24 protein-coding genes, 3 pseudogenes and 1 other annotated feature are annotated in these 25,077 nt (G+C 40.6%); of the genes and pseudogenes, 15 read left to right on the top strand and 12 right to left on the bottom strand.

The window, feature by feature from the left end; all coding sequences use genetic code 11:
- Nucleotides 1-34: 34 nt before the first annotated feature.
- From HUK62_RS10000 to dusB, 7 genes and pseudogenes are all read left to right on the top strand, one after another.
- Nucleotides 35-262, top strand: a complete 228-nt coding sequence (locus HUK62_RS10000) for a hypothetical protein (RefSeq protein WP_078390397.1) — start codon at nt 35-37, stop codon at nt 260-262.
- A gap of 55 nt (nt 263-317) precedes the next feature.
- Nucleotides 318-515, top strand: coding sequence for a hypothetical protein (locus HUK62_RS09995; protein WP_058869482.1), 198 nt, complete (start codon nt 318-320; stop codon nt 513-515).
- Between the two features lie 247 nt (nt 516-762).
- The gene (locus HUK62_RS09990) at nt 763-1,167 is read left to right on the top strand and encodes a transposase family protein (protein ID WP_099475598.1); all 405 of its coding nucleotides are present in this window, start codon (nt 763-765) and stop codon (nt 1,165-1,167) included.
- Nucleotides 1,168-1,206: 39 nt separating this feature from the next.
- Entirely contained in the window at nt 1,207-1,596 is a 390-nt protein-coding gene (locus HUK62_RS09985; RefSeq protein ID WP_079270576.1) for a transposase family protein, read from the top strand.
- 505 nt (nt 1,597-2,101) lie between these two features.
- Nucleotides 2,102-3,892, top strand: a pseudogene (locus HUK62_RS09980) (TonB-dependent receptor); the annotation flags it as partial.
- Between the two features lie 46 nt (nt 3,893-3,938).
- Nucleotides 3,939-4,858: pseudogene (locus HUK62_RS09975) on the top strand (IS3 family transposase); the annotation flags it as partial.
- Nucleotides 4,214-4,330: a sequence feature (AL1L pseudoknot), on the top strand. It overlaps the preceding pseudogene by 117 nt.
- A gap of 241 nt (nt 4,859-5,099) precedes the next feature.
- The gene (dusB, locus tag HUK62_RS09970) at nt 5,100-6,125 is read left to right on the top strand and encodes a tRNA dihydrouridine synthase DusB (RefSeq protein WP_176537763.1); all 1,026 of its coding nucleotides are present in this window, start codon (nt 5,100-5,102) and stop codon (nt 6,123-6,125) included.
- Between the two features lie 40 nt (nt 6,126-6,165).
- Here the strand turns inward: dusB and HUK62_RS09965 are convergent, their stop codons facing one another.
- A complete protein-coding gene (locus HUK62_RS09965) occupies nt 6,166-7,218 on the bottom strand; it encodes a nitronate monooxygenase (protein WP_176537762.1) in 1,053 nt (350 codons plus the stop codon).
- Between the two features lie 208 nt (nt 7,219-7,426).
- Between HUK62_RS09965 and HUK62_RS09960 the strand changes: the two genes are divergently transcribed.
- Both HUK62_RS09960 and HUK62_RS09955 read left to right on the top strand, forming a co-directional pair.
- On the top strand, nt 7,427-8,686 hold the full coding sequence (locus HUK62_RS09960) for a putative DNA modification/repair radical SAM protein (protein ID WP_176537761.1): 1,260 nt from the start codon (nt 7,427-7,429) through the stop codon (nt 8,684-8,686).
- A gap of 1 nt (nt 8,687) precedes the next feature.
- Nucleotides 8,688-9,464, top strand: coding sequence for a TIGR03915 family putative DNA repair protein (locus HUK62_RS09955; RefSeq protein WP_176537760.1), 777 nt, complete (start codon nt 8,688-8,690; stop codon nt 9,462-9,464).
- A 287-nt stretch (nt 9,465-9,751) separates the two neighbouring features.
- Here the strand turns inward: HUK62_RS09955 and HUK62_RS09950 are convergent, their stop codons facing one another.
- The 3 genes from HUK62_RS09950 to ahpF all read right to left on the bottom strand — a co-directional run bounded on the left by HUK62_RS09950 (nt 9,752) and on the right by ahpF (nt 12,656).
- Nucleotides 9,752-10,450, bottom strand: a complete 699-nt coding sequence (locus HUK62_RS09950; protein ID WP_062032668.1) for a VIT family protein — start codon at nt 10,448-10,450, stop codon at nt 9,752-9,754.
- 118 nt (nt 10,451-10,568) lie between these two features.
- Nucleotides 10,569-10,910 (bottom strand): hypothetical protein, encoded by a 342-nt coding sequence (locus HUK62_RS09945; RefSeq protein ID WP_058869489.1) that lies wholly within the window; start codon nt 10,908-10,910, stop codon nt 10,569-10,571.
- Nucleotides 10,911-11,090: 180 nt separating this feature from the next.
- On the bottom strand, nt 11,091-12,656 hold the full coding sequence (gene ahpF / locus HUK62_RS09940; protein WP_176537759.1) for an alkyl hydroperoxide reductase subunit F: 1,566 nt from the start codon (nt 12,654-12,656) through the stop codon (nt 11,091-11,093).
- A gap of 238 nt (nt 12,657-12,894) precedes the next feature.
- Between ahpF and HUK62_RS09935 the strand changes: the two genes are divergently transcribed.
- Together HUK62_RS09935 and HUK62_RS09930 are read left to right on the top strand one after the other, a co-directional pair.
- A complete protein-coding gene (locus HUK62_RS09935) occupies nt 12,895-13,113 on the top strand; it encodes a DUF1653 domain-containing protein (RefSeq protein WP_004693482.1) in 219 nt (72 codons plus the stop codon).
- A gap of 30 nt (nt 13,114-13,143) precedes the next feature.
- Complete coding sequence (locus tag HUK62_RS09930) at nt 13,144-13,749, top strand: class I SAM-dependent methyltransferase (protein ID WP_176537758.1); 606 nt, start codon at nt 13,144-13,146, stop codon at nt 13,747-13,749.
- A gap of 25 nt (nt 13,750-13,774) precedes the next feature.
- On the opposite strand, the gene HUK62_RS09925 is transcribed toward HUK62_RS09930, so the two are convergent.
- Nucleotides 13,775-13,978, bottom strand: coding sequence for a KTSC domain-containing protein (locus tag HUK62_RS09925; RefSeq protein WP_004980128.1), 204 nt, complete (start codon nt 13,976-13,978; stop codon nt 13,775-13,777).
- Between the two features lie 138 nt (nt 13,979-14,116).
- The gene (locus HUK62_RS09920) at nt 14,117-15,547 is read right to left on the bottom strand and encodes a pyridoxal phosphate-dependent aminotransferase (RefSeq protein ID WP_062032676.1); all 1,431 of its coding nucleotides are present in this window, start codon (nt 15,545-15,547) and stop codon (nt 14,117-14,119) included.
- Nucleotides 15,548-15,774: 227 nt separating this feature from the next.
- Here HUK62_RS09920 and msrB point away from each other — a divergent pair, with 227 nt between their 5' ends.
- The 3 genes and pseudogenes from msrB to HUK62_RS09905 all read left to right on the top strand — a co-directional run.
- On the top strand, nt 15,775-16,194 hold the full coding sequence (msrB, locus tag HUK62_RS09915) for a peptide-methionine (R)-S-oxide reductase MsrB (protein ID WP_005399615.1): 420 nt from the start codon (nt 15,775-15,777) through the stop codon (nt 16,192-16,194).
- Entirely contained in the window at nt 16,191-16,673 is a 483-nt protein-coding gene (locus HUK62_RS09910) for a glutathione peroxidase (RefSeq protein WP_004980122.1), read from the top strand. Before msrB ends, HUK62_RS09910 begins: the two co-directional genes overlap by 4 nt.
- Before the next feature lie 21 nt (nt 16,674-16,694).
- A pseudogene (locus HUK62_RS09905) lies at nt 16,695-16,940 on the top strand (AraC family ligand binding domain-containing protein); the annotation flags it as partial.
- Between the two features lie 116 nt (nt 16,941-17,056).
- Here HUK62_RS09905 and dapC read toward each other — a convergent pair.
- The 5 genes from dapC to HUK62_RS09880 form a co-directional block, all read right to left on the bottom strand.
- Nucleotides 17,057-18,226 carry a succinyldiaminopimelate transaminase gene (gene dapC / locus HUK62_RS09900; protein ID WP_176537757.1) on the bottom strand — a complete coding sequence of 390 codons (1,170 nt, stop codon included), beginning with the start codon at nt 18,224-18,226 and terminating at the stop codon, nt 17,057-17,059.
- Nucleotides 18,227-18,250: 24 nt separating this feature from the next.
- Nucleotides 18,251-20,917 carry a [protein-PII] uridylyltransferase gene (glnD, locus tag HUK62_RS09895; RefSeq protein WP_176537756.1) on the bottom strand — a complete coding sequence of 889 codons (2,667 nt, stop codon included), beginning with the start codon at nt 20,915-20,917 and terminating at the stop codon, nt 18,251-18,253.
- 28 nt (nt 20,918-20,945) lie between these two features.
- Nucleotides 20,946-22,160: a formate-dependent phosphoribosylglycinamide formyltransferase gene (gene purT / locus HUK62_RS09890; RefSeq protein ID WP_176537755.1), complete on the bottom strand. Its 1,215-nt coding sequence runs from the start codon at nt 22,158-22,160 to the stop codon at nt 20,946-20,948.
- Between the two features lie 219 nt (nt 22,161-22,379).
- Entirely contained in the window at nt 22,380-22,727 is a 348-nt protein-coding gene (ygaH, locus tag HUK62_RS09885) for an L-valine transporter subunit YgaH (protein WP_004980107.1), read from the bottom strand.
- Complete coding sequence (locus HUK62_RS09880; RefSeq protein WP_176537754.1) at nt 22,724-23,476, bottom strand: AzlC family ABC transporter permease; 753 nt, start codon at nt 23,474-23,476, stop codon at nt 22,724-22,726. The genes ygaH and HUK62_RS09880 overlap by 4 nt, the downstream gene beginning before the upstream one ends.
- A gap of 101 nt (nt 23,477-23,577) precedes the next feature.
- Here HUK62_RS09880 and HUK62_RS09875 point away from each other — a divergent pair, with 101 nt between their 5' ends.
- The gene (locus tag HUK62_RS09875) at nt 23,578-24,060 is read left to right on the top strand and encodes a hypothetical protein (protein WP_004693449.1); all 483 of its coding nucleotides are present in this window, start codon (nt 23,578-23,580) and stop codon (nt 24,058-24,060) included.
- 297 nt (nt 24,061-24,357) lie between these two features.
- Here the strand turns inward: HUK62_RS09875 and HUK62_RS09870 are convergent, their stop codons facing one another.
- On the bottom strand, nt 24,358-25,053 hold the full coding sequence (locus HUK62_RS09870) for a Crp/Fnr family transcriptional regulator (RefSeq protein ID WP_078426510.1): 696 nt from the start codon (nt 25,051-25,053) through the stop codon (nt 24,358-24,360).
- Nucleotides 25,054-25,077 lie beyond the last annotated feature (24 nt).

Raw genomic sequence — 25,077 nt, 5'->3', positions numbered from 1 at the left:
CCTTGTTGGAATATATGAAAAAAAATGGTGAAAATTGAAAAAACTTAATACCTTAATTGCTAAATCTTCAAATGGTACTGAAATTATAGTCTCGTTAATTCCTCTAAATAAAATGCAAAATACCCGTGATGGATTCAAATCTATTGAAGTGGGTAAGCGTGTGTTGCTTCAGTCTGGAATCGAAGTGGACTTAAATTTAGATGGTAGAACATTTTATACCGCTTTAAATCAATTATTTAAATTTAACTATAAAGTTGCCTAACTAAATATTTGATTATATTGTTTTTAAATGAATTAATATTATAGGTATAGAAAAAATGTTAAAGAAAAACGTTACTGTCAAAGATCAATTCGGTACTGAATACTCTATTCAGGCAACTGTAGATAAAAACTCTTGCAGCACAATGTTGCATTCAAATTTAAGATATATAACTATTGATGGCGAAGATATTCGTCCTGGTTTTGAAATGTTCTTCCAAAGTCTCAATAGCGGTAAAATTTTCAAGTTGATCTGAATGTTATTATTTTTAAGTTGGTCGTGATGACTAATATTACATTATCTTAATCACCCCCAATTACTCCTCCTCAAATCTATTTGAATTATAGAACAGTTATTTTAGATAATTTGAAGAGGGCTATGTCAGGCAGAATACTTTTGTTAATAAGTAGTTTAATAGACTTCCGTCATAAATCAAAAAACGTACAATTTATTTGATCTTAAATTAATCAGCAAAATTATTTAATTCAAGAGATAATCCTTGGATGAAATTCAAAGATATTCAAAAATTATCAGACGTTAAGTTTCGTAGGCTTACCGGTGTTAGTTGGGCTACATTTAACCTCATGTTGGCCGAGCTAAATAAGCATTTACCTCGTCATATTGGTAAAGGACGACCGCATAAATTACCGTTGGAAGATCGTTTGCTCTTATGTATAGAATATTGGAGAGAATATCGAACATTTTTCCATCTTGGTATGAGTTACGGTGTATCTGAAACGAGTGCAATTCGTATCACACGTGTTATTGAAGATACCTTAATCCGTTCTGGAAAATTTAACTTGTCAAAACAACTTCCTAATCGAGATGAAGTGGATTGGGAAGTTGTTGTGATTGATGCAACTGAAATATTAGTTCAACGTCCAAAAAAAACAGAAGAAATGGTATAGCGGTAAAAAAAGCGACATACCTTTAAATTTCAGCTATCTATGCACTATACAACAGGTGAAATACTGAGTGTATGTGGAAGTCATGGAAGCATGCATGATTTTAAAATATTTAAAAAAAGCATGAGGAAATTAAAATTTAAGCCCTTTTTTATTGTTGATAAGGGGTATTTAGGGATAAAGAAATTGGGTTTTGGATGCCTCATGCCATCTAAAGCAAAGAAAACTGAAAAACTAGATTCTGAATTAAAAAAGTTAAATAGAGAGATTGGTCGTAGACGAATTCAAGTAGAGCATGTATTTGGAAGGATGAAATGTTTTAAGATTTTATCTTGTGTATATAGAAATCGTCGTAAAAGATTAAACCTGCGGTTTAATTTACTTGCTGGCATATACAATTTAGATTGGGTGAAAGATAAACAATTAAATTGATTGAAAAATGATTTATGAAGGAAGTCTAATGACATAGCTAAAATGTATTCTTAGCAAAGAATATTTTGTAAATATATGGATTTAGGTACTTTTGCTATATGAATGCTATTGATTTATGGATTGTTAGCTTGTTCACGAGGAATTCTTAATCTCTAAATTTCTTCCAATAATTGTTTTTCGAAGCAGCCCTTTGCCTATTATTCGTTATATTTCTAGCTCAATTCGCTCCTAAATGAGTTCACAGAAAGTTTTCCGCAAATGAGTTTTTAAGAATCAAATTCATAATAGGTGTCTGCTGCATGACAATATGACCTATGTCGTATTGGAGCTCATTGAAAGTAAGTATAGAAATGCTAGCGTATGACGATCAACACCTGTTTGAAATGAAGGCTGCTTTTTCGTATTCAAGATAGAATTTACTGCATTAAAAATATAATAAAAAGTTTTACAATAAAGATGATAATAATTTTCATTCTTGAAAATATTTTACAGAAGAGAAATAAAAATGCGCTTGTCACACTTTAGTCTTTGTCTACTTACGGCAGCTATTTGTACCCAACTGTATGCTGAAGACACAGCAACAAATGACTCTACAACACAAAATACTGAAGCTAAACTCCCAACTATCGTGATGACAGCAACACGTACACCGAAAAGCATTTCCGAAATTGCAGGAACTGTCCAAACCATTTCTGCTGATCAAATTGCGCAACAGGCTGGCCCAGGTCGTAAAGTTGCAGATGTTTTGGTGTAACTGGTTCCATCTTTAGCACCAAGCAGTGGAACGAGTAGTAATTATGGTCAAACTATGCGTGGACGTAATGTACTTGTAATGATTGATGGGGTATCACAAACGGGTTCACGTGATGTGTCACGTCAGTTAAATAGTATTAGCCCAAATATGATTGATCATATTGAGGTGGTTTCAGGTGCGACCAGTATCTATGGTTCAGGTGCGACTGGCGGAATTATTAATATTATTACCAAACGTGCTGACAAGTCTGAGCCTGTAAGCTTTCAAACGAAATTAGGTGTGACATCGGCCGATAATTTCCGCGGTGACAGCCTAGCTTATCAAGTGGGCCAAACGGCTTCATTTGCAAATGACAAAGTCGACGGTTTTCTTGGCTTAGACTATACCAATCGTGGCTCACAATTTGATGGTAATGGGGATCGTATTTCATTAAGTCCTTGGCAGGGCAGCACCATGGATACCGACACTATTGATGTGAATGGTCGTATAAACTTTAATTTAACTGACAACCAAAGCTTAAGTTTTGGTGCTCAGTACTATAAAGATAAACAAGATACAGAATATGGGCCTGATTATTCATATTTACTCACAAAAACAGATCCATCTTACAAAGCGGTCAAAGGTTGGAGCTTAGATAATCAGCCTTTTACTGAACGTTATGCTTTTAATACGCAGTACCAAAATCAGGATTTCTTAGGTCAAGTTCTGAATGTTGAGGCATACTATCGAAATGAGAAGTCACGCTTCGTACCTTATGGCTATTCAGCAGATGGTGTGAATGTAAAGCAAAGCCAGTCGAATGTGGACTATGCTGGGATTCGTTCAACTTTGCAGTCCGATATCACTGTTGCAGAGCGAGAATTAAAGCTGACTTATGGGCTGGACTATGATTGGGAAAAGGACCATCAATGGGCTGACTTTTATACACCAAGTAATAATGGCTTAGTTTATACCCCAACTGGAGAAAAACAAGGCTCAGGACCAGATACTGAAATTCAGAATATTGGTACCTTTATACAAGGGGACTATGCCATAACTGATCAGCTTAATATTCAAGCTGGGGTACGTTACCAATATGTTCAGGCAGACACTGATAGCTATTTAACTGCACGTAAGCCATATACATTAATGGCGGCAGACTCTACAGATTCAGACAAATTCCTGTTTAATCTAGGCGCTGTTTATAAGCTAAATGATGTACAACAAATTTATGCTAACTTCTCTCAAGGCTATAGTTATCCTGATGTACAACGTGTATTACGTGATGTCGCAGCATATACTTTAACCACGTCTGGTATCGCTCCAATCACTGTGAATAGCTATGAACTAGGCTGGCGCTTAAATCAAGACACAGGCTTAAATTTGGGCTTAACAGGTTTCTATAATACCTCTGATAAAGTCGTTCAATTTAACTCGGATCGATCTGTAAATGTTGTCGACACAGATCAGCGAGTTTATGGTGCGGAGGCAACAGTAAGTTACCCATTTATGGAAAATTATAAGGTGGGTGGAACTTTGGGGTATACAAGAGGCCAGTATGAACCGTACCGGGTTTGTCGGAGAGTCAATATTCTGAGAGACTACCCCGATGACAAAATTAAAATATACCCCTGAAATCAGAGAAAGAGCGGTTCAATTATTGATTGAATCTGAAAAAGATTATCCTTCTACTTGGGCTGCAATCACAGCAATTGCGCCTAAGATTGGTTGTACTCCTGAAACACTACGTGTTTGGTATCAAAAATATTTAGATAAACAAAATCCAGTTAAAGTACAGCAGCTTTCAGACCAAGAACGTATCAAACAACTCGAACGCGAAAATAAAGAACTGCAACGCGCCAATGAGATTCTACGTAAAGCAGCCGCTTTTTTCGCCCAGGCGGAGCTCGACCGCCCACACAAATAATGGTGGATTTTATCCATAACAATAAAGATCGATATGGTGTTGAAGCGATTTGTAGAATTTTACCGATTGCAGCTTCAACCTATTACCGGACTTTAGATCTCGCTGACAATCCAGAACATCGAGCGAAACGAGATCTACATGATGAGCATCATGCTGAACAAATTAAACGAATTTGGAAGGAAAGTTCAGGTCGGTATGGTGTACGTAAAGTCTGGCAAAAACTGAAACGTGAAGGCTATATTATTGCGCGCTGTACTGTTGCTCGATTAATGCAAAAGCTAGGTATACAAGGTGTTTGGCGTGGTAAGAACAAAAAAACCACCCGTAGCCGAGATGACCAAAAACGGGCAGATGATTTAGTGAAACGTAATTTTAATGCTGATCATCCAAACCAACTATGGGTGGGTGACTTTACGTATATTCAAACTCATTCAGGCTGGGTCTATACCGCATTTGTTATTGATGTGTTCTCACGAGCAATTGTTGGATGGAAAGTATCTACACGGATGAATACAGATATGGTACTCGATGCACTTGAGCAAGCATTGCACGATCGAGGCATGCCAAAGAATGTGATTCATCATTCCGATAGAGGTGTTCAAGGGTTTGGGTTTTAAGACACCAAATCAAATGGCCGAAGACTTTTATAAGTTGGCTGCCTAGAATCTCCCAAGGGAAAGTCTCCTGATAATTCAGCGTATATCAGCTATCTGATGGTTGCCTTTTAGGTTTGTCTGGCTTTTTTATATTATGAGTATTTCATAGCCACAGAGCAGATGATAAAAGATGAGCCGAAAGTGTAGATGCAGTATACTGTGCCAGTCGAAAAAGTGATGAATTCATATGTATATTGGTCCGTATCAACTGTCAAATAATTTGATTGTGGCTCCGATGGCAGGCGTAACTGACCGTCCATTTAGGTCTCTGTGCAAATACTTTGGTGCAGGGCATGCTGTCAGTGAAATGATGACATCAGACCAAACGTTACGGATGAGTAAAAAAAGCTTGTATCGTGCTAATTTTGATGGTGAATTGGCGCCTATTTCAGCGCAAATTGCAGGATCAGATCCCAAAGAGTTAGCGGAAGCTGCACGATATCAGGTCTCAAACGGTGCTCAAATTGTGGACATTAATATGGGGTGCCCTGCCAAGAAAGTCTGTAATAAGCTGGCGGGTTCTGCACTTTTAAAAGACGAAGACTTGGTGGCTCGAGTTTTGGATGAAGTTGTTGCTGCAGTTGATGTGCCTGTCACACTTAAAACTCGTTTGGGTTTTTTGAATGGTTATGAAAATATCTTGCGTGTAGCGAAACGAGCGGAAGAGGCGGGTATTGCTGCGTTAGCATTGCATGGGCGGACCCGTGAAGACATGTATTTGAACACGGCTCGTTATGATTTAATTAAAGAGGTTAAACAGCTCATTCGTATACCAGTGGTTGCCAATGGGGATATTGATAGTCCAGAAAAAGCCAAATATGTACTCGATTATACCGGTGCAGATGCAATTATGATTGGTCGCGCTGCGCAAGGACGTCCATGGATTTTCCGTGAGATCGCACATTATTTGGAGACAGGTGAACATTTGGCAGCACCAAGCATTCAAGAAGTAAAAGAAGTTCTACTTGGACATCTTGCTGAACTGTATGCATTTTATGGAGAATACTCTGGCTGCCGAATTGCACGTAAGCATATTGCTTGGTACACCAAAGGTTTACGTTCAAGTAATGAGTTTCGCCAGAACATGTACAAAGTGGAAAGTACAACTGAACAATTTAAAGTGGTCGCTGACTACTTTGACCAGTTACTCATACATGGTGAAACCATGAATGACGTACAGATTGAACAGGTCAATTTATTGGAAACCAAATAAATAAAGCTCCATTTATGGAGCTTTATGCGAATAATATGACTTAATAACTGACTTGTTGCATTTCAACCAACAGTTGGTTAATTAAGTCCGGTGCTTCCATGGCACGAATTTGCGAAACGTTCGTACCTGCCCAAAATGCGCCAAAACCTTGATCGCCTTGTTTGGTCGCTGCGGCATGTAATTGTTTCCCTAGATCATAACAGTATGGATATGCAGCAACCGCAGGGCGATTCGGTAAATCAATTTGAGTATGCCAGTGACCCAGTAAACCGCGAGCAGGGCGACCTGAAATACTGGCACTTATTTGTGTGATGTGCTCATGGAAAAGTGCATGACGGTAGGCATCATTGGCATTTGATGTTTTACATTGTACGAAAGCTGTTCCCAACTGTACCGCACTCGCACCTAGACTTAACATCTGTTGAGCCTGTGTACCATTCATAATGCCACCTGCTGCAATAATTGGGCACCGACAGTGCTGCGTCAGAAGATGTACGAGGTCGATCGTACGTATTGCACTATCAAAATGTTCATTAAAAATCCCGCGGTGCCCACCTGCTTCTATGCCTTGAGCAATAATAAAATCAATTCCTGCTGCTTCGATAGCCCGTGCTTCCGCTAGGTTGGTTGCAGAAACCATGGTTAAAATGCCAGCGTCTTTTAGCGCCTGTATTTGGTGCGGATGCGGAATACCAAAGTGGAAACTGACGGCTTTAGGGCGAGTTTCAAGCACGACATTTAAAAAGTCATCATTGTCCAAAAAGCTAGGATAAATACAGTGCAGTTGCGTGGATGGTTCTGCATCGTATTGTTCAAAATGAGGTCTTACAAAATCAATCCATGTTTGTGCGATAGTTGGATCAAGTTCGACACTTTGATGACAGAAAAAATTAACTTGAAAAGGTTGTTCGGTCAGTGCTTGAGTTTTTAAAATTTGGCTACGTGTGGTTTCTGCGGTGTTTGCACCTAATCCAAGTGAGCCTAGCCCGCCTTGATTTGAAACCTCCGCCGCAAGCTCTGGTGTGGAAACACCAGCCATCGGTGCAAGGAAGATAGGATGTTTAATTTCAAGGCGTTCTAATAATAAAGACATGTACTTGCTCCTTTTACACATAGACACTTTGCCCAAGCACTGCAAAATTGGCAAATAATATTCAGTATTTTCTCGAAAAATATCTAAAAGCAATCACGTTTATTTTTCGGTTTTTAGCGACAATCCATGTCGTTGGGTATGTGTATTGGTAATGCTTTTAGTCTGAAATTTTTTATACTTTTATTTTTAGATTTTACCGAGGATCGTCATGACCGATCGTATCCGTGAAAAGCTACAGATTTTAGCTGATGCAGCTAAATATGACGTGTCCTGTTCGTCCAGTGGTAGCAATCGTAAAAACAAAGGCAAAGGTTTGGGGAATACAGGAAACGGTATCTGTCATAGTTATACAGAAGATGGTCGCTGTGTTTCATTGCTTAAAATTCTATTTTCAAATGTCTGTATTTTTGATTGTTCCTACTGTGTTTCTAGACGCTCTAACGATGTCAAGCGAGCCGCTTTTACTGTACAAGAAGTGGTGGATTTAACCATCAACTTTTACCGCCGCAATTATATTGAAGGTTTATTTCTCAGTTCAGGTATTTTTAAATCAGCTGATTTCACTATGGAGCGAATGCTACAAGTGGTGAAAAAGCTTCGCCTTGAAGAAAACTTTAATGGTTATATTCACCTAAAAACGATACCTGGTGCTTCCCAAGAAATTATTACCGAGGCGGGCTTATATGTAGACCGCATGAGTATTAACTTGGAAATGCCAACGGAAGTTGGTTTAAAACAGTTTGCACCTGAGAAATCACATGCAGAAGTACAAAAGGACTTGGGCATTGTACGCGATCGCTTAATTCAGTTGACGGATGAGCGGCGTGTGATTCGGCATGTACCGAAGTTTGTACCAGCGGGACAAACCACTCAGATGGTGGTGGGCGCACATCAAGAAACAGACAAAGATATTATTTTAATGGCAGATCATCATTATAAAGTGTATCAGCTCAAACGGGTGTATTTTTCAGGCTATATCCCAATCAATGAACAGGAAAAAATGCTTCCTGTCGTGGGTTCTGCACCGCCATTATTAAGAGAAAATCGGCTGTACCAATCGGATTGGCTCATGCGTTTCTATGGTTTTGATGCGCAGGAAATTGTGAATGATCAGCATCCGAATTTAGATTTGGACATCGACCCGAAGCTAAGCTGGGCACTGCGTAACCCTGAGCATTTCCCTGTTGATATTCAACATGCAGACTATCGTATGATTTTACGTGTTCCGGGTATAGGGGTGCAATCGGCTAAAAAAATTGTGCAAGCTCGCCGTTTTGGGCAGATTCATATCGATCAACTAAAGCGTATGGGCATTGCTTACAATCGGGCACAGCATTTTATTCGCTGTGCAGATACGCCAAAGTTTAAAAAAGAACAACAAGCGAACCAGATTCGGCAGCACATTTTGCAATCGGGGCAATCTAAATATCAAAAACAGCTTTCGCCTCAACTAGGCTTTGGTTTTTAGTATGTCGACATATCACTTTGATCAAAGCATGACTGGACTACTGAGTTGTGTATATAGAAGCTTTCAGTTTAAAGATTTTGACGTCAAGCTTGCATCTAACAATTCACAAGCCAGCTTGTTTGATGAGTGTATTGAGGTTGCTTCAAATGACGAACACGCAGAGCGAGTTTGGCGAGGGTTAAAGCAAAAAATTACGGCTGAAAGTCTACGATCTTTTTATTATTGCTTTCTGTCTGAGCAGGAGGAGGCACATCAACATCTTTTTAATTTCTGTATCTATGTGTTTAAAAATACACATGCGGTAGATCGTAACTATGCGCATGCGGATGTATTGGCTGTTTCGCAGTGGGCCAAACAAGTGGGCAGGGAAAAGCATCGTATGGAAGCTTTTGTCCGCTTTAAAAAATGTCAGGATGAATTGTTTCTAAGTTTGGTACAGCCGGATTTTAATGTTTTACCACTGATAGAACGGCATTTTAGAAACCGATATCAAGATCAAAGATGGTTGATTTATGATGAAAGAAGAAATTTTGGAATTTATTATGATTTGACAGCCGTGCATCAGGTAGAAATGGATGTAGATCAAATTGATCATGCACACAAAGTCGGACATAGTCAGTCCTTTAGTGTTGAATTAGATGATGATGAGCTGCTGTATGACCAGTTATGGAAAGATTATTTTAAAAGTATCAACATCGAGGCAAGAAAAAATATCAAACTACATGTGCAATATGTTCCTAAACGCTACTGGCGTTATATGAATGAAAAAACAATCTAGCGAGATGCAAGTAAGGCGTTGACTCATCATTTTCTATGATGTTTTAGGCTGTTATGGGAAGGAGAACAGACGTTAATTAATTCATGCTAATTAAAAAATAAGCTGTTGCACCTGTAGAATGGAACCTCAATCATCAGTAATAGTGCATCTGAGTAGTGGCTCAGAGAAAAATGTGCAAGCTTAAAGTTGATGATAAATGATGCTGTAAATAGTAAAAAGCCCATTCAATCCATGGACTTTTTACATTTTTAATAGGTAGATTGTTAACGCTTATCGTGTTGTTGACGTTAAACATGCACATTAAATAGGGAACCAATCCAACTGGCAAACAGCATCGCAAAAATCCCCCATAGCGTCACACGAAATGCGCCTGTCCACATAGAAGTCCCAGAAAAGTAGCTCGATAAAGCGCCTAAACCGAACAACGATAGTACCCCTGTAAGAGCAACTGACTGAGTTAGATAACCTTGAGGGCTTAATAGAATGGCCAGCATGGGAAACAGAGCACCCAGTGAAAAGGCGAGGGCAGAAGAACCCGCAGCTTCAAGTGGCTTGGCACTGGTATTTTCATGGATGCCTATTTCATCACGGGCATGTGCAGACAGTGCATCATGTGCGCTGAGTTGTACTGCGACTTCATGTGCTAGTTCGGGTTCTAGTCCACGTTGTATATAAATTTGAGTCAGTTCTTTAAGTTCTAAGTGAGGGTTTTTATCTAATTCCCTAGCTTCATGTTTTAAGTCGGCTTCTTCAATATCCGATTGAGACTTCACCGAAATATACTCGCCCGCAGCCATAGAGCTCGCACCTGAAATGAGCCCTGCAATACACGTGATGAGTAAGGTATGGCTGGTTGCGCCACTGGCCGCCATCCCCATAATCAAACTGGTCACTGAAATGATGCCGTCATTGGCACCCAATACTGCTGCACGTAGCCAACCAGTACGATGAATTAAATGAGGTTCAACATGGTGAGAATAGGACATGACGATAGATCATCCTCAAATTTTAAAGTTATGATTTATTTAATAATGCACGTTTCATCTACTATAGCACAGCCCATAAAAAAGCCTCCGAGTGGGAGGCTTTTTAAGCTTAGAAATATTATTGTGCTTTTTCTTTCACATCAGCAGCGCCTTGTTCTACTGCACCAGCAACATGAGCTGTTGCTTCTTTAGAGGCATTTTTAACATCTTCAGCAGCAGCTTCAGTTTTCGCAGCAGCTTCGTCAGCGGCAGCACCAATTTTTGCAGATGCTTCATCTGCAGCTTTTTGAGTGTCAGATACGGCTTCACTTGCAGCTTTGTTAATGTCATGACCTGCTTGTTCAGCAGCATTTTCAAGGTGTTCACCTGTCGTTGCACCCGTTTCAGGTGCTTTTTCTTTTGAACAACCCACTAAAACAACAGCAGCAGCAAGACCTAAAGCAATAAGTAATTTATTCATTTTCATATCCTTTTCGTTTTATACCCAAAAGTAGGGGTTGGGCAAAATATAATCTACTTTGAATGTAAAACAGACTGTATTATTGTTAAAAAAATGTAAATTTTTATAAAAAACAGCGTGATAAAAAGGCTTATAAGCTGAGTTACCTATAAGCCTTTAGTAGAGAATAGTTTGAGAGGATTACACGCCAGAACGAATAATATAATCAAAAGCAGATAGAGATGCTTTCGCGCCTTCACCTGTGGCAATGATGATTTGCTTGTATGGCACAGTCGTACAGTCACCTGCGGCAAATACACCTTTGACATTGGTTTCGTTGCGATCGTTAATCATAATCTCATTACGGTTTGAAAGCTCAACAGCAGTCTCTTTTAAGAAATCAGTGTTTGGTAATAAACCAATTTGCACAAAGATTCCTGCAAGCTCAACCGTATGTTCTACATCAGTTGCACGGTCTTTATATTTCAATGCCGTCACTTGTGAACCATCACCCACAACTTCGGTCGAGAGTGCATTCAGGATCACCGTAGTGTTAGGCAAGCTATGCAATTTGTCTTGTAACACTTGGTCGGCACGTAGTTTGGTATCAAACTCAACCAAAGTTACATGTTCAACAATCCCAGCAAGATCAATCGCGGCTTCGACACCTGAGTTCCCTCCGCCAATTACGGCAACACGTTTGCCTTTAAACAGGGGACCATCACAGTGTGGGCAGTAAGCAACACCACGAGTACGGTATTCTGCTTCGCCCGGCACATTCATTTCTCTCCAACGTGCCCCTGTAGAAAGAATGACCGTTTTAGATTCAAGCTTTGCACCATTTTCTAAAGTGACTTCAACCAAGCCATTCGCGGTCTCATCTGCACCTTTGATGTTAGAAACACGTTGTAAGTTCATGATGTCCACACCATACTCACGGACATGTGCTTCCATTTCAGCGGCAAACTTCGGCCCTTGGGTCTTTTGAATTGAGGTATAGTTTTCAATGTCCATGGTATCAATGACTTGACCACCCATACGTTCAGCCACAATCCCGGTTTTAATGCCTTTACGCGCAGCATAAATGGCTGAGGTATTTCCCGCAGGACCACCACCAATCACTAAAACATCAAAAGCATCTTTGGCATTGAGTTTTTCAGCTTCTTTGGCTGCGGAATTGGTATCCAGTTTGGCAACAATCTCTTCCAAGGTCATACGGCCTTGACCGATATGGTTATTGTCTTGGAACACCATTGGTACAGCCATGATTTTGCGTTCTTCGACTTCGTCTTGGAAGAATGCACCATCAATCATCGTTGCTGTCGTGCCCGGATTGTAAATAGCAATCAGGTTCAACGCTTGCACCACGTCTGGACAGTTGTGACAGCTTAATGAGACAAAGACGTCAAAGTCAGACTGGATGCCCAAAGCTTTGATTGAAGCCAAAACTTCATCTGATACTTTGGGTGCGTAACCTGAGGTTTGTAACAATGCCAAGATCAAAGAGGTAAACTCATGTCCCATCGGTAAACCCGCAAAGAACACACGTGGCTCTTCACCGGCTTTTGCTACACCAAAGCTAGGTGCACGTGAGTTTTTACCATCAAAACGTGCAGTCACCAGTGGAGACAGTGCTGCAACCTCTTCAACCAATTCTTTGATTTTGTCTGATTTCTCAGAACCGTTCAAAGTCGCAACCAATTCAATCGGACCTTCAAGGCGTTCAAGAAGTGTTTTTAATTGAGCTGAAGTATTTTGATCTAACATGGTTAAGCTCTCCAAAGCAGTCTATAAAATTATTTGATAGAAGAATCATAGAGTAAATCTAAAAATAGATAAAACAGTTTGTATTTATTTTTGTAATCGATTTTATAGATTTAAAGATATTTTCTTCAATCATTTCATAAAGCTATATGGGGGATTTAAATGATTTTTCAAGTGATTTGCAGTTTAAGCCGTATAAATTAGGTATGATCAAGACAATTAAAAAATAGGGAAGCAAGTGATGCAATTACAGCGTGGTATCTATCAGCATTATAAAGGGCAACTGTATCAAGTTTTACATGTAGCGACGCATAGTGAAACCGAAGAAAAACTGGTGGTTTATCAGTGTTTATATGGTGATTATTCGATTTGGGTACGTCCACTTGCCATGTTTACTGAAACGGTAATGCTAGAAGATGACCGTGAGGTTGAGCGCTTTAAACTGATTCAAGAAGTATAAACGAAGCTAAGTAAAGTAGAGGGGGATTTGATGATGCATGCAGAATTTTTGAGTAAAGTATCGGCCTTATATCATCGCTTTCAAGAACATGACAGTACGCAAACAGATCGCATTGCGCGCTTTCGCAATATTGAGCCTGAGTCTGCACAATTTTTGGCGCAATTGGTGCATATTCAACAGCCTCAGCAGATATTAGAAATAGGAACATCAACAGGTTACTCAACCTTATGGTTGGCTTATGCTGCGCAACAAGTGCATGCTCGATTAACCACTTTAGAAATTGATGCTGACAGAAGTCAACAAGCCGCTAGCCATCTTGCGGATTTCAATTTATCCAATGGTGTTGAGTTTTGGGTGGGTGATGCAGCTGAATATTTGAAGCAGTCGCAAGCCATCTTTGATTTTATATTGCTAGATGCTGAACGTGATGCTTATGTCGACTATTGGCCAGATTTGAAACGACTAATGTGTGTTTCACGCGGAGTTTTGGTGGTTGATAATGTTCTATCGCATGCAGATCAAGTCACGGACTTCATCGCGATTATTCAGCAGGACGAGCAGTTTAACCTGTCTACATTAGCGATTGGTGCGGGCTTGTTGGTGGTGACGTGGGATCATGAAAAACAATCAGGATAAATCCTGATTGTTTGAGATTCAAAAATTAATGAATACTTAAGCGCGTAAAGTGCAAATCATATTCTAAATATTTATGAACAAAAGCTGTTTTATTATTACATCGAACTAAGTTGTTATAAATAAATTCAGGCACAGGGTGGTACAGCTCGCCTGAACCATCGGCATAGAAAATTTTTAAATAGCGTGTGGAAGCGTTGTATTTCCAAGATGTTACCGCAATTGTCCCCATAAGCGACTCCCCATCATTTACATGGAATCACAGCAATGTGGCTGCTTAATTTAAACTTATGCCAAACTTAAAAAGTGAAGTATTACAGTTTTGTAAATAAAAAAACCGTACATAAAGTACGGTTTTTTAAGTGATCAATTAACGCATTTTCGCAAGGAAACGGCCTACTCGGGTAATGGCTTCACGTAGTTCATTTTCAGCAGGTAAGAACACTACCCGGAAGTGATCTGGTGTTGGCCAGTTAAAGCCTGTGCCTTGAACCAGAAGTACTTTTTCCGCACGAAGTAGATCAAGCATCAGTTTTTCGTCATCTTGAACTGGATAGATTTCTGGGTCTAATTTCGGGAAGCAATACATTGCACCTTCAGGCTTAACACAAGATACACCTGGAATATCATTCAACATTTGCCAAGCAATATTACGCTGTTCGTATAAACGACCGCCTGGACGAATTAAATCATTGATTGACTGGTAGCCGCCTAAAGCAGTTTGAATGGCATACTGTGCTTGGTGGTTGGCACACAAACGCATAGAAGCGAGCATATCTAAACCTTCAATATAGTCGACTGCACGCGACTTATCGCCTGTGATGGCCATCCAGCCTGAACGGTAACCCGCAATACGGTATGCTTTAGATAAGCCATTGAAAGAGATACAGAGTTGGTCACCCGCTAATGCTGCTACAGAAACATGTTCAATACCGTCATAAACAATTTTGTCGTAAATTTCATCTGCAAACAAAATCAAATCATGCTTTTTAGCCAATGCGACGATTTGCTCAAGTACATGGCGTGGATAAACTGCACCTGTTGGGTTGTTTGGATTGATAATCACGATACCGCGGGTACGTGGTGTGATTTTACTCTCCATATCCGCAATATCGGGATACCAAAAGTTTTCTTCATCACATTTATAATGAATGGCAGTCCCACCTGAAAGGTTCACCGCAGCTGTCCAAAGGGGATAGTCAGGCATTGGCACGAGCATCTCGTCACCATCATCTAACAAGCCTTGCATGGCCATCACGATCAATTCAGAGACACCATTGCCGATATACACGTCATTGACATGCATATCTAAAATGCCTTTTTGCTGATAGTACTGACAGATGGCTTTACGCGCAGGGAAAATCCCTTTTGAGTCAGTATAACCCACTGCATTTGGCAGGTTTAAAGCCACATCATTAATAATTTCTTGAGGAGCTTCAAAACCAAACGGCGCAGGGTTACCAATGTTGAGTTTGATAATCTTATGGCCGGCTTCTTCCATTTCATTGGCCGCTCGTAACACTGGTCCACGGATGTCGTAGCATACATGCTCGAGCTTAGACGATTTTTTTATTTCGCGTGGGGTTTGGAGAGTGTTCGGCATTTTGATGTTCTCGGAAAGAGTGGAGGTCACTTTTGCATAACGGTATAAATAGCTTTTAAATGTTTCAGTTGTCACTAGATCGAGATCATGTTCATCTCTGAGTAAAGCAACAATTTTTTCATGCGTAAAACCCACCTGTTGATATTGTTTAATCACAGGTAGTAGATGTTTAAAAATAACGCTCTTTTTTTGCGACATTTTTTAATCCTGAGCAAGAATGTCAATAAGACTAACATTAAATTTGCTCACAAAAAAGCATTTAAGAAAATAAATTGCTTACCGTTTTTATTAATTGCTTTCTTTTTGCTTTTATTGGAATTATAGGTCTTTTGTAAATTGTGAACTAAACACTAGAAATTTTAAGATGAATCCCGTAAATATAGGATTATCCTATTTTAAATAGCAAGATAGAAAGGGACGTAATCATGGGAAAACTCAATAAAACAGACCGAGAATGGCAAAGAGAGTTATCACCTGACGAATTTCGCATTACGCGACAAAAGGGGACGGAACCAGCCTTTACGGGGAAATATTGGAATACTAAACAAGCCGGCACTTATGTATGTCGCTGCTGTGGTACGCCATTATTTAATTCTGAAAATAAATATGACAGTGGTTGCGGCTGGCCAAGTTTTTATAAGCCACTCAATACGACTGTGATAGAAGAGCATCAAGATACAACACATGGCATGGTGCGTACTGAAATTGTATGTCATCACTGTGATGCTCATTTAGGCCATGTTTTTACAGATGGACCTGAGCCTACAGGTTTACGTTACTGTGTAAACTCGGCTTCATTAGAACTAGAAACACAAGAAAAAAGTGATGAGGATACTTATCCATGACCAACATTTATCAGTTTGAAGCGGAATTGTTAGATGGAAAAAATAAATCCTTTGCTGACTATGAGGGCGAAGTGCTGCTCATCGTCAATACGGCCAGTAAATGTGGTTTTACACCACAATTTGCGGGATTAGAAAAAATTTATGAGCAATATCATGCACAAGGGTTTGAGGTGTTAGGTTTCCCTTGTAATCAGTTTGGGGGGCAAGATCCGGGAAGTAATGAGCAAATAGGAACGTATTGTCAGAAAAACTATGGGGTGACTTTTCCCATGTTTTCCAAAGTTGATGTTAAAGGCCCAGAAGCCCACGCCATATTCCGTTATTTAACCAATAACAGCAAAGGGATTCTCGGCAGCGGTATTAAGTGGAATTTTACAAAATTCTTGATTGGTAAAGATGGCAAAGTAATTAATCGATATGCGCCAACCACCAAGCCTGAAGCGATTCAGGCAGATATTGAAAAAGCATTACAACAATAATCTGTTGATGTGTTGTCAGTGATGAAAGAGCAAGGCGCTTCAGTTGAATTTTGGAGTGATCCGCGCATGCCTTATGTGGAAACACGTCGGGCATGTGCAAGTCGTGCTTGTTATAAAGCTCATAGTCATCCGACATTTTCAATTGGAGCGGTGGATCAAGGCAACAGTATTTTCACTAGCCATTTCGGTGGAACGCAACAAATAGACGCGGGTACTTTGGTACTGGTTCCTGCACATGTAGAACATGCGTGTAATCATATTCCAGACATGCTCATGATATCTGGATGATTAAAAATAAGGGACATATATTAGGCCTCTCATTTTTAGAGTTGATTAAAAGAAAACCTCCGTTATAGGAGGTTTTCTTTTTTAGATGAGCTGATTTATAAAATTGCTTTTAAGCGAGCAATGACTTGTTCACACTGTGCAAGATCGGCCACTAGAGCGAGACGCACATGGTTTTCGCCTGGGTTACCTTGCTCAGTATCGCGTGACAAGTAACGTCCAGGAAGTACTTTAACATGTGCTTTTTCCATGAGCATTTTTGCAAAAGTTTCGTCATTATCTACTTTTAACCAATAGTAAAAACCTGCATCTGGTTTTTGTAGGGGCAGTATATGGCCCAATTCCTTTTGAAATAAATCAAATTTTGCACGATATTGCACACGATTTTCTTCAACATGCGCTTCGTCATCCCATGCTGCAATCGAAGCCAATTGGTGCTGTACAGGCATCGCCGCACCATGATACGTACGGTATTGTAAATAAGGTTTGAGCAATGCTGCATCACCCGCGACAAAGCCAGAGCGCATACCCGGTAAGTTTGAGCGCTTAGACAGTGAGTGGAATACGACACAGTTTTTGTAGTCATCTCGGCCTATTTCAGCACAAACTTCGAGTAGGCCCACAGGTGCAGTATCAAACCAAAGCTCTGAATAGCATTCATCCGATGCAATCACAAAACCATATTGGTCTGAAAGTTCGATTAATTTTTTGAATTGTTCTTTTGATAAAACCGCACCTGTTGGGTTACCAGGTGTGCAAACAAATAACAGGGCTGTTTTCTCCCAGACTTCAGCAGGCACAGCATCAAAGTCACCGAGATAACCATTTTCTTCGGTGCAATTTACAAAATACGGTTTTGCCCCAGCAAGTAAGGCTGCACCTTCATAAATTTGGTAGAACGGGTTAGGCATAACCACATAAGGCGCATCTTCACGATTTACCAATGCCTGCACAAAAGAGAAAATTGCTTCACGTGTGCCCGAAACAGGCAATATATTGTTTTCTGCACTAATCTGATTGAGTTGAAAACGACGGGTCAGCCAATTTGCAATACTGGTGCGTAATTCGGGTATACCTTTACTGTTTGGATAGGTCGATAAATGCTGAAAATTATCGATAATGGCTTGTTTCACAAACTCGGGTGCAGGATGCTTAGGCTCACCAATCGAGAGTGGAATGAGGGGTAAGTCTGCGGGAGTAATATCCTGAAATAGTTTATTCAACTTTTCAAAAGGATAAGGATGTAAAAGGGATAAACTCGAGTTCATGAAACAAAATACCAGTGTGTATTGTTAATGTTGACCACAGACCTGACTAGAGGCTTCATCTAAGGCTGATTTTAGTTGTGCAGCAAAAGTTTCAGCTTCGGTTTCGGTCATGGGTTGACCATCTTTTTTGGTGACAAAGAAAATATCTTCGGCACGCTCACCTAGGGTGGCAATTTTAGCAGAGTGAATATCTAGACCTTGCATCATAAACAACCCGCCTACTTTGGCAAGTAAGCCGGGATGGTCAAGTGTTGCAATTTCGACCATGTTTTGTTGCAGTGCTTCATTCAGCGTAATATCAACGGTGTTTTCAATGTCGAAATGGCGTAGCTGACGTGGGATGCGACGTTGCATGAGCCCAGGGTATTTATCTGAATTGGCTAAGGCATCTTTTAATGCTGATAGCACTTTTGCTTCACGTTCAGGGTCGGTTAGCAGCGTACCAAAACGGTCAAGAACGACATAAGTGTCTAAGCTAAATGCTTTGGTCGCGGTAATAATACGTGCATCTTGTACGTCCAAATTCATACGATCGAGAATAGCAACCGTTGTTGCAAACAGATTGGGCTGATCTTGGGTATAAATAAAGATTTGTACTGCATCTTGAGCAAATTTACGCTGTGCACGCATCAAAACAAGCGGTTCAGGGTTGTCACCGTGCTGTAAAATAGCACGTGTGTGCCAAGCAATTTCATCGGCAGATTCTTTGAGGAAATATTCATCCCCCAGTTCTTGCCAGACTTTTTCGACATCATCTAGTGCAAACTCTTCGACCAGTTGTTCGCTGGCAGAAAACTTGGTGTCCTCGATGAGCATTTGATAGTCCACAGGACGGCCTAAACCTGAGCGAATCACGTCACGTGCATGGGTATAGAGCTGACGCATGAGAGAAGCACGCCACGTATTCCAAAGTGAAGGATTGGTTGCATTGATATCTGAAACAGTCAACGTATATAGATAGTCGAGATGTTCCATATCGCCCATTTTCTCAGCAAACGCTTTAACCACATCGGGGTCAGAAATATCTTTCTTTTGAGAAGTGACAGACATGAGCAAATGGTTTTGAATGAGCCATGCGACAAGGTTGCATTCACGTTCAGTAAAACCATGACTACGACAGAATTCAATCGCATCGGTTGCACCTAGCTCACTGTGGTCACCACCGCGGCCTTTAGCGATATCATGGAAAATGGCAGCCAAATAGACAATGTCCCGACGTGCTAGACGTTGGAACACCGAACTCACGACAGGGAAGTCTTTGGCAAACTCAGGTTCTTTGAAACGGTTTAAGTTGCGCAGTAGCAGTAAGGTATGTGCATCCACGGTATAGATATGGAACAAATCATACTGCATCAACCCCATAATCTGCCCAAACGCAGGAATATAGTTACCCAAAACGCCATAACGTTTCATTGCCACCATGGTTTCATATAAACGATGAGGTGAGCGAATGATGGCCATAAAGAGGGCTTGATGCGCTGGATTATCTCTATATTTTTGGTCAATGCGTTTAGCCGCCAAAATTAACAAACGTAGCGTACGCGCGCGAATGCCTGTAATTTCAGGTCGATTGGCCAATATATAGAAAATTTCTAAAATAGCACTTGGGTTTTCAGAGAAAATCTTATGGTGTTGAACCGCTAGTTTGCCGTCGACTAGTTTAAAATTTTCATTGATTTCTTCAATGTTACGCTCATAGTTCGGTAGGCGTGGGGTAATCACAGATTCATTGAAATAAGCCAACAGCATTTCATTCAGCGTGGTGACTTGTTGAGCGCTTCGATAATAACGTTTCATGAATTGTTCAATTGGGTAATTCGGTGATTTACCTTCTTCACGCACATAGCCAAACTTTGCGGCAATGTCACGTTGATAGTCGAACAGTAAACGGTTTTCATCACGTTTAGTGAGGCGGTGTAGGTGATGACGAATTTCCCAGAGGAAGCTTTCGGCTTCTTCTAATACACCTAACTCAAACTCCGAAATGAAGCCTAAATGCACCAAGTCATAAATACGGTTGACGCGGAAATGACGTTTAGCAATCCAACCAATTTGGTTAATGTCCCGAATACCACCCGGCGCATTTTTAATATCGGGCTCTAGATTACTTTCCGTAAAGTTATGCTGTGCATAACGCTTAGCCTGTTCTTCCATTTTTGCATCATAGAAGGTTTTGTCTGTCCATGTTTGCGAAACAATGCGTCGCGGCCATTTGGCTAAGTGTTCATTGCCTGTAATTAAACGAGATTCGATGAGGGCGGTGGCAACAGTTAAGTCAGAGGTTGCTTGTTCAACACAGTTGGCAATGGTACGTACACTAATGCCGGGCTTGAAATTGCCGACATCCCAAAGTGAGGAAATTAAGACAGAAATGAGTTTTTCTTGTTCTTCGCTAAACTCAACCTCAGACAAGATCATGATGTCTACATCTGAGTAAGGTAGCATCTCTCGGCGACCGTAACCACCGACAGCAAATAAACTTAAGTCTGTCTGATCGAGTTTTGCATATTTCCATAGGAAAATAAGCGCTTCATCGGTCATATTTGAACGCGTTAAAATGACATCGCGGATGGATTGGCCATGATCAAAACTTTCTTGTAATTGATTTTCGACATCACTACGCCATTGATTAATCGCTTTGATGTCGTGATTGCTGCTGACATAGTTAAGCAGTGGAGAAGTATTGATCATGAACCGTATCCGTATATTTTAACAACGCTTAATTTTGATGAACGCTAACCAGTCCAGCAGCTTGTACTGCTAGTTCACGCGCTTGGTCAGTTGTTTCAGCACGTGCTGTCGCAACGCCCATACGGCGACGTGTAAAGCCTTCTGGTTTTCCAAAAATGCGCAAATCAGTATTTGGGTTTGCCAAAGCAAGATTTAAGCCAGAAAAAGATAAGTTATTATCATCTACGCCTGCATAGATCACGGCACTCGCAGCAACGCTATGACGTGCTGTATTGACAGGCAGACCCAAAATCGCACGTGCATGTAGTTCAAATTCACTTTGGAACTGAGAGGCAAGCGTCACAAGACCTGTGTCATGTGGGCGTGGTGATACTTCACTAAACCACACTTTATCGCCTTTGACAAAGAGTTCTACACCGAAAATACCACAGCCACCCAATGCGATGGTGACTTTATTGGCAATACGCTTTGCTTCGTCAAGGGCTGCTGGTGTCATGGCTTGAGGCTGCCAGCTTTCCACATAGTCGCCCGCGTCTTGGCGGTGACCAATTGGGTCGCAGTACGAAGTTTCAATTTCACCTGTTTCTGGGTTTTTTGAACGTACTGTTAATAGCGTAATTTCAAAATCAAAATCAATTTGAGATTCTACAATGACTGTCCCTTGATTTACACGACCACCTGTTTGCGCATATTCCCACGCAGCATCTACTTCTGAAAACTCTTTTACGCGGGATTGGCCTTTGCCAGAAGAGGACATGACTGGTTTAACAAAGTTTGGATAACCAATGTCATCACATGCAGCACGGAAAGATTCTAAAGTATCTGCAAAACGGTAAGCCGATGTCGGTAAGCCCAGTTCTTCCGCAGCTAAACGACGGATGCCTTCACGGTTCATGGTTAAATTGACCGCTTTTGCAGAGGGAATGACTGTTGCAATATTATCTTGTTCGATTTCAATCAATACTTGCGTTCCAATGGCTTCAATTTCGGGAACAATTAAATTCGGCTTAACGTCCTGAATGAGTTGTTTAAGCGCAGTCGCATCTGCCATATTTAAGGTATAGGCATAGTGTGCCACTTGCATTGCAGGAGCATGATCGTAACGGTCAGCAGCATGAACTTCTACACCTAAACGTTGTAAAGAAATCACAACTTCTTTCCCAAGCTCTCCAGAACCCAATAGCAGGACTTTAAATGCTGAAGGCTGAAGTGGAGTACCAATAGTAACGCTCATGTAAATCATCCATGCTTGATTTTATGGGCTTTTAGCATAGCAGAACTCTGAATGGTGTTCAGGGTTCATTCACATAAATTAATGATATTGTCCAACAATTTTTTTTATAAAGCTGTGCATTCCAAAGTCAAATTTTCATGCAAAGGATGCAAAATAAATTTTTCCAATCAAGCTGGAAATGACTTGCACAGCTGAGCGCTTCAAGTTTTGATGGATGCAAGATATGGGTTAAAAAGGCATAGGAATATAGGTATAAACTAAGCCATAGCTAAGCGCTGCGGTGAGTGTAGCGGGGACAATTTGCTTAAACTTGAAATAAAGCCCAGCTAATACAATGAAGCCGACCAACATGGCAAAACTTTTATTGGGTGTATCTAACAGTGGTGGCAAAGTCGCAACCACGAGCATTGAACTGATCGCCGCAATACCAATCGAACCCAATGCAATCTTTAACCATAAAGCACCGCGCTTTTGTGAACCTTGTTGGAACTTTTGAATGACGAAGAATGGGCCAAAGCGTGAAGCAAAATTTGCAATACCCACTACAATGCCGACCAAGATAATTTCGATATTCATGCTTGATCTCCCATATGTTCAGGGTCTGGTTTTTTCAGTACATAGTGTTTAAACAAACCTGCAAATATACCCGAACTGATACCAATAAAAATCGCAGCAGATAAGTCAATAAAATAGCAGGCAATGGCAGATACAAGAATGGTCACAGCCACCACAAAAGTGTGTTTCTTTTCAAAAGCTGCCAATAAGAAACTTAAGAACAGTGCAGGTAATAGAAAGTCTAGAGCGGCTTGTAAAAACTGAGGTAAATGACTGACTTGGTCTGCAAACATTCCACCTAGAAAAGAACCTGTAGCCCATGCGAGCCAACTAAACAGACTTAAACCGAGCATCCAAGACTCAGACCACTCTTGGCGACGCTGCGACAGTTTAATCATGCCTGAGGCAAAGACTTCGTCGGTTAGTCCCCATGACCAAATTGCAGTTGTCTTTAGGTTCAATTTATCTTGAATTAAGTTTTGTAGTGCAGGGCCATAGAGTAAGTGACGAATATCTAAGGCAATCACAGTGAGAGCAGTCATCCAAATAGACGTGCCACTACCCAATAGGGCAACCACTAAAAACTGACTGGCCCCTGCATACATTGAGCAGGATAAAAATAAAGCTTCCCATGCACTAAAGCCAAACTGGGTTGCAGATACACCAAAGGCAAAAGAAACAGGTAGATAGGTAAAGATAATCGCTTGGCTATCCTTAGCCCCTTGCCAAAAGCCAGCAGCTTGTGCAGGAGTGGGATTAAGTTCGGACACAACACACCTTGAAGAAGACTTTATCAATGGGTCAAAATTGATTGTGTATTGTAACTGAATTCACTAGCATAGTGCCCAATTGTTTGTTGAGGCGTTTAACCATGTTGAAGCTCGAATTACGTACTTTAGGGCTGACTGCAATCATTGTAAGCAGTTTACTTTTGCAAGCTTGTGGGCAGTCAGAGCAAGCTCCTGAACAAAAAGTAGAAATTAAGGCTGCGCCAAAAATTACCAATGACGCGACGGAATATGCCCAGCGTGCTTGGGTGTTTATCAATGAAGTAGATGGCTTGGTCTATAACAAGCAACTGGATCAGATTGAAGCTAAAGTCCGTCATCCTGCACGTAAACTCAGTACGGACTGGCGTATTAATGTCAAAATGACAGACTCGGTGACCGAAGGAAAATACGCACTGTGTCGTAAAGCCTTGACCAGCTTAGAAGTGTGGGCACGTGAGACCTTAGACGGTTCTTCGAGTGTTGCACAGAAACAGAGCGATTATGAGCGTGATAAAGCACAATGTCGGGGCGCAATTGATAATCCAAGTTTAGGCAATACAGACCCTAAAAAAGTAGGTGTCTAAGACCGATATAGCATGATTAAAAGCGAGTTTTTAAAACTCGCTTTTTTATGGTTACAGCTTTAATAACATAATAAAAATAGTAAATATTCCTATACAATAAAATATAGGAGTTGAGGCGAATTTTAAGGGTTAATTTAAAAAAATTAGTTGTTGCGTTTTTTACATTGACTGACTGTCAAACACGGTGACAGCAGTTTCAAGCCGGGGAGATAAATAGCCAAGACGTTAGACCGTGTAGCCATATTTTTATACAGTCCTTCTATGTGAGCTGCGCTCTTAAGACGCACACTTGATTGTCTATTCTGAGCTATGTGCCATTTTATGCAGCATTGCAGGATCTAAAATCTTAATCTTTTTAAACGCAATTGCCAGTATTCCTTGTTTTTCTAAGTTTTGAAGTTCTTGGTTAATCGTTTGGCGTGAACACATCAGCATTTGAGCCAGTTGCTCCTGTGACAAATGGATTTCATCATTGGTAATCGACAAATGGTTGCCATAACCACTTAAAATAAACAGTAAGCGTTGAGCCAGTCGTTGACTGATATTTTGACTTTGGATTGCGATCAGTTCTAAAAAGGCGAGACGTAACTTCTGTGAAGCAAGCTGTGCAATATGAAACCAAAATTCTGGGGTGGCTTGGATAAACGCCTCAACATCGCGTTTAGGTAGATGGAGCAGGGTACTTTTTTGTATAGCAATCGCATCGTGCGAACGCGGTTGCTGATCTATTAACGAAATTTCTCCAAACCACATAATCGGTTCAGCAATTGCTGCAACTGCTTCTTTACCTTCGATGTCGACATGACCTAAACGAATTGCGCCGTTCAAGACTGCATAGATACCATCAAATAAATCTCCTGAGCGAAAAACAGCTTGGTCTTTTGCAACGTTAATATATTTGGCATGTTGCACAATATACTGTTGATAGGCTTGTGGTAGTTTGGCAAACCAATTGTTATTGAGTAATTGTTGTTGATGTTGAACTTCCAGCATTCCGCGTCCTTTCGTGATTGATCG

This window comes from Acinetobacter sp. NEB 394 (genome assembly GCF_013374795.1).
Lineage (GTDB): Bacteria > Pseudomonadota > Gammaproteobacteria > Pseudomonadales > Moraxellaceae > Acinetobacter > Acinetobacter johnsonii.
Note: the sequence above shows the minus strand (reverse complement) of the source record. Positions and strands in the feature narration are given on the sequence as shown.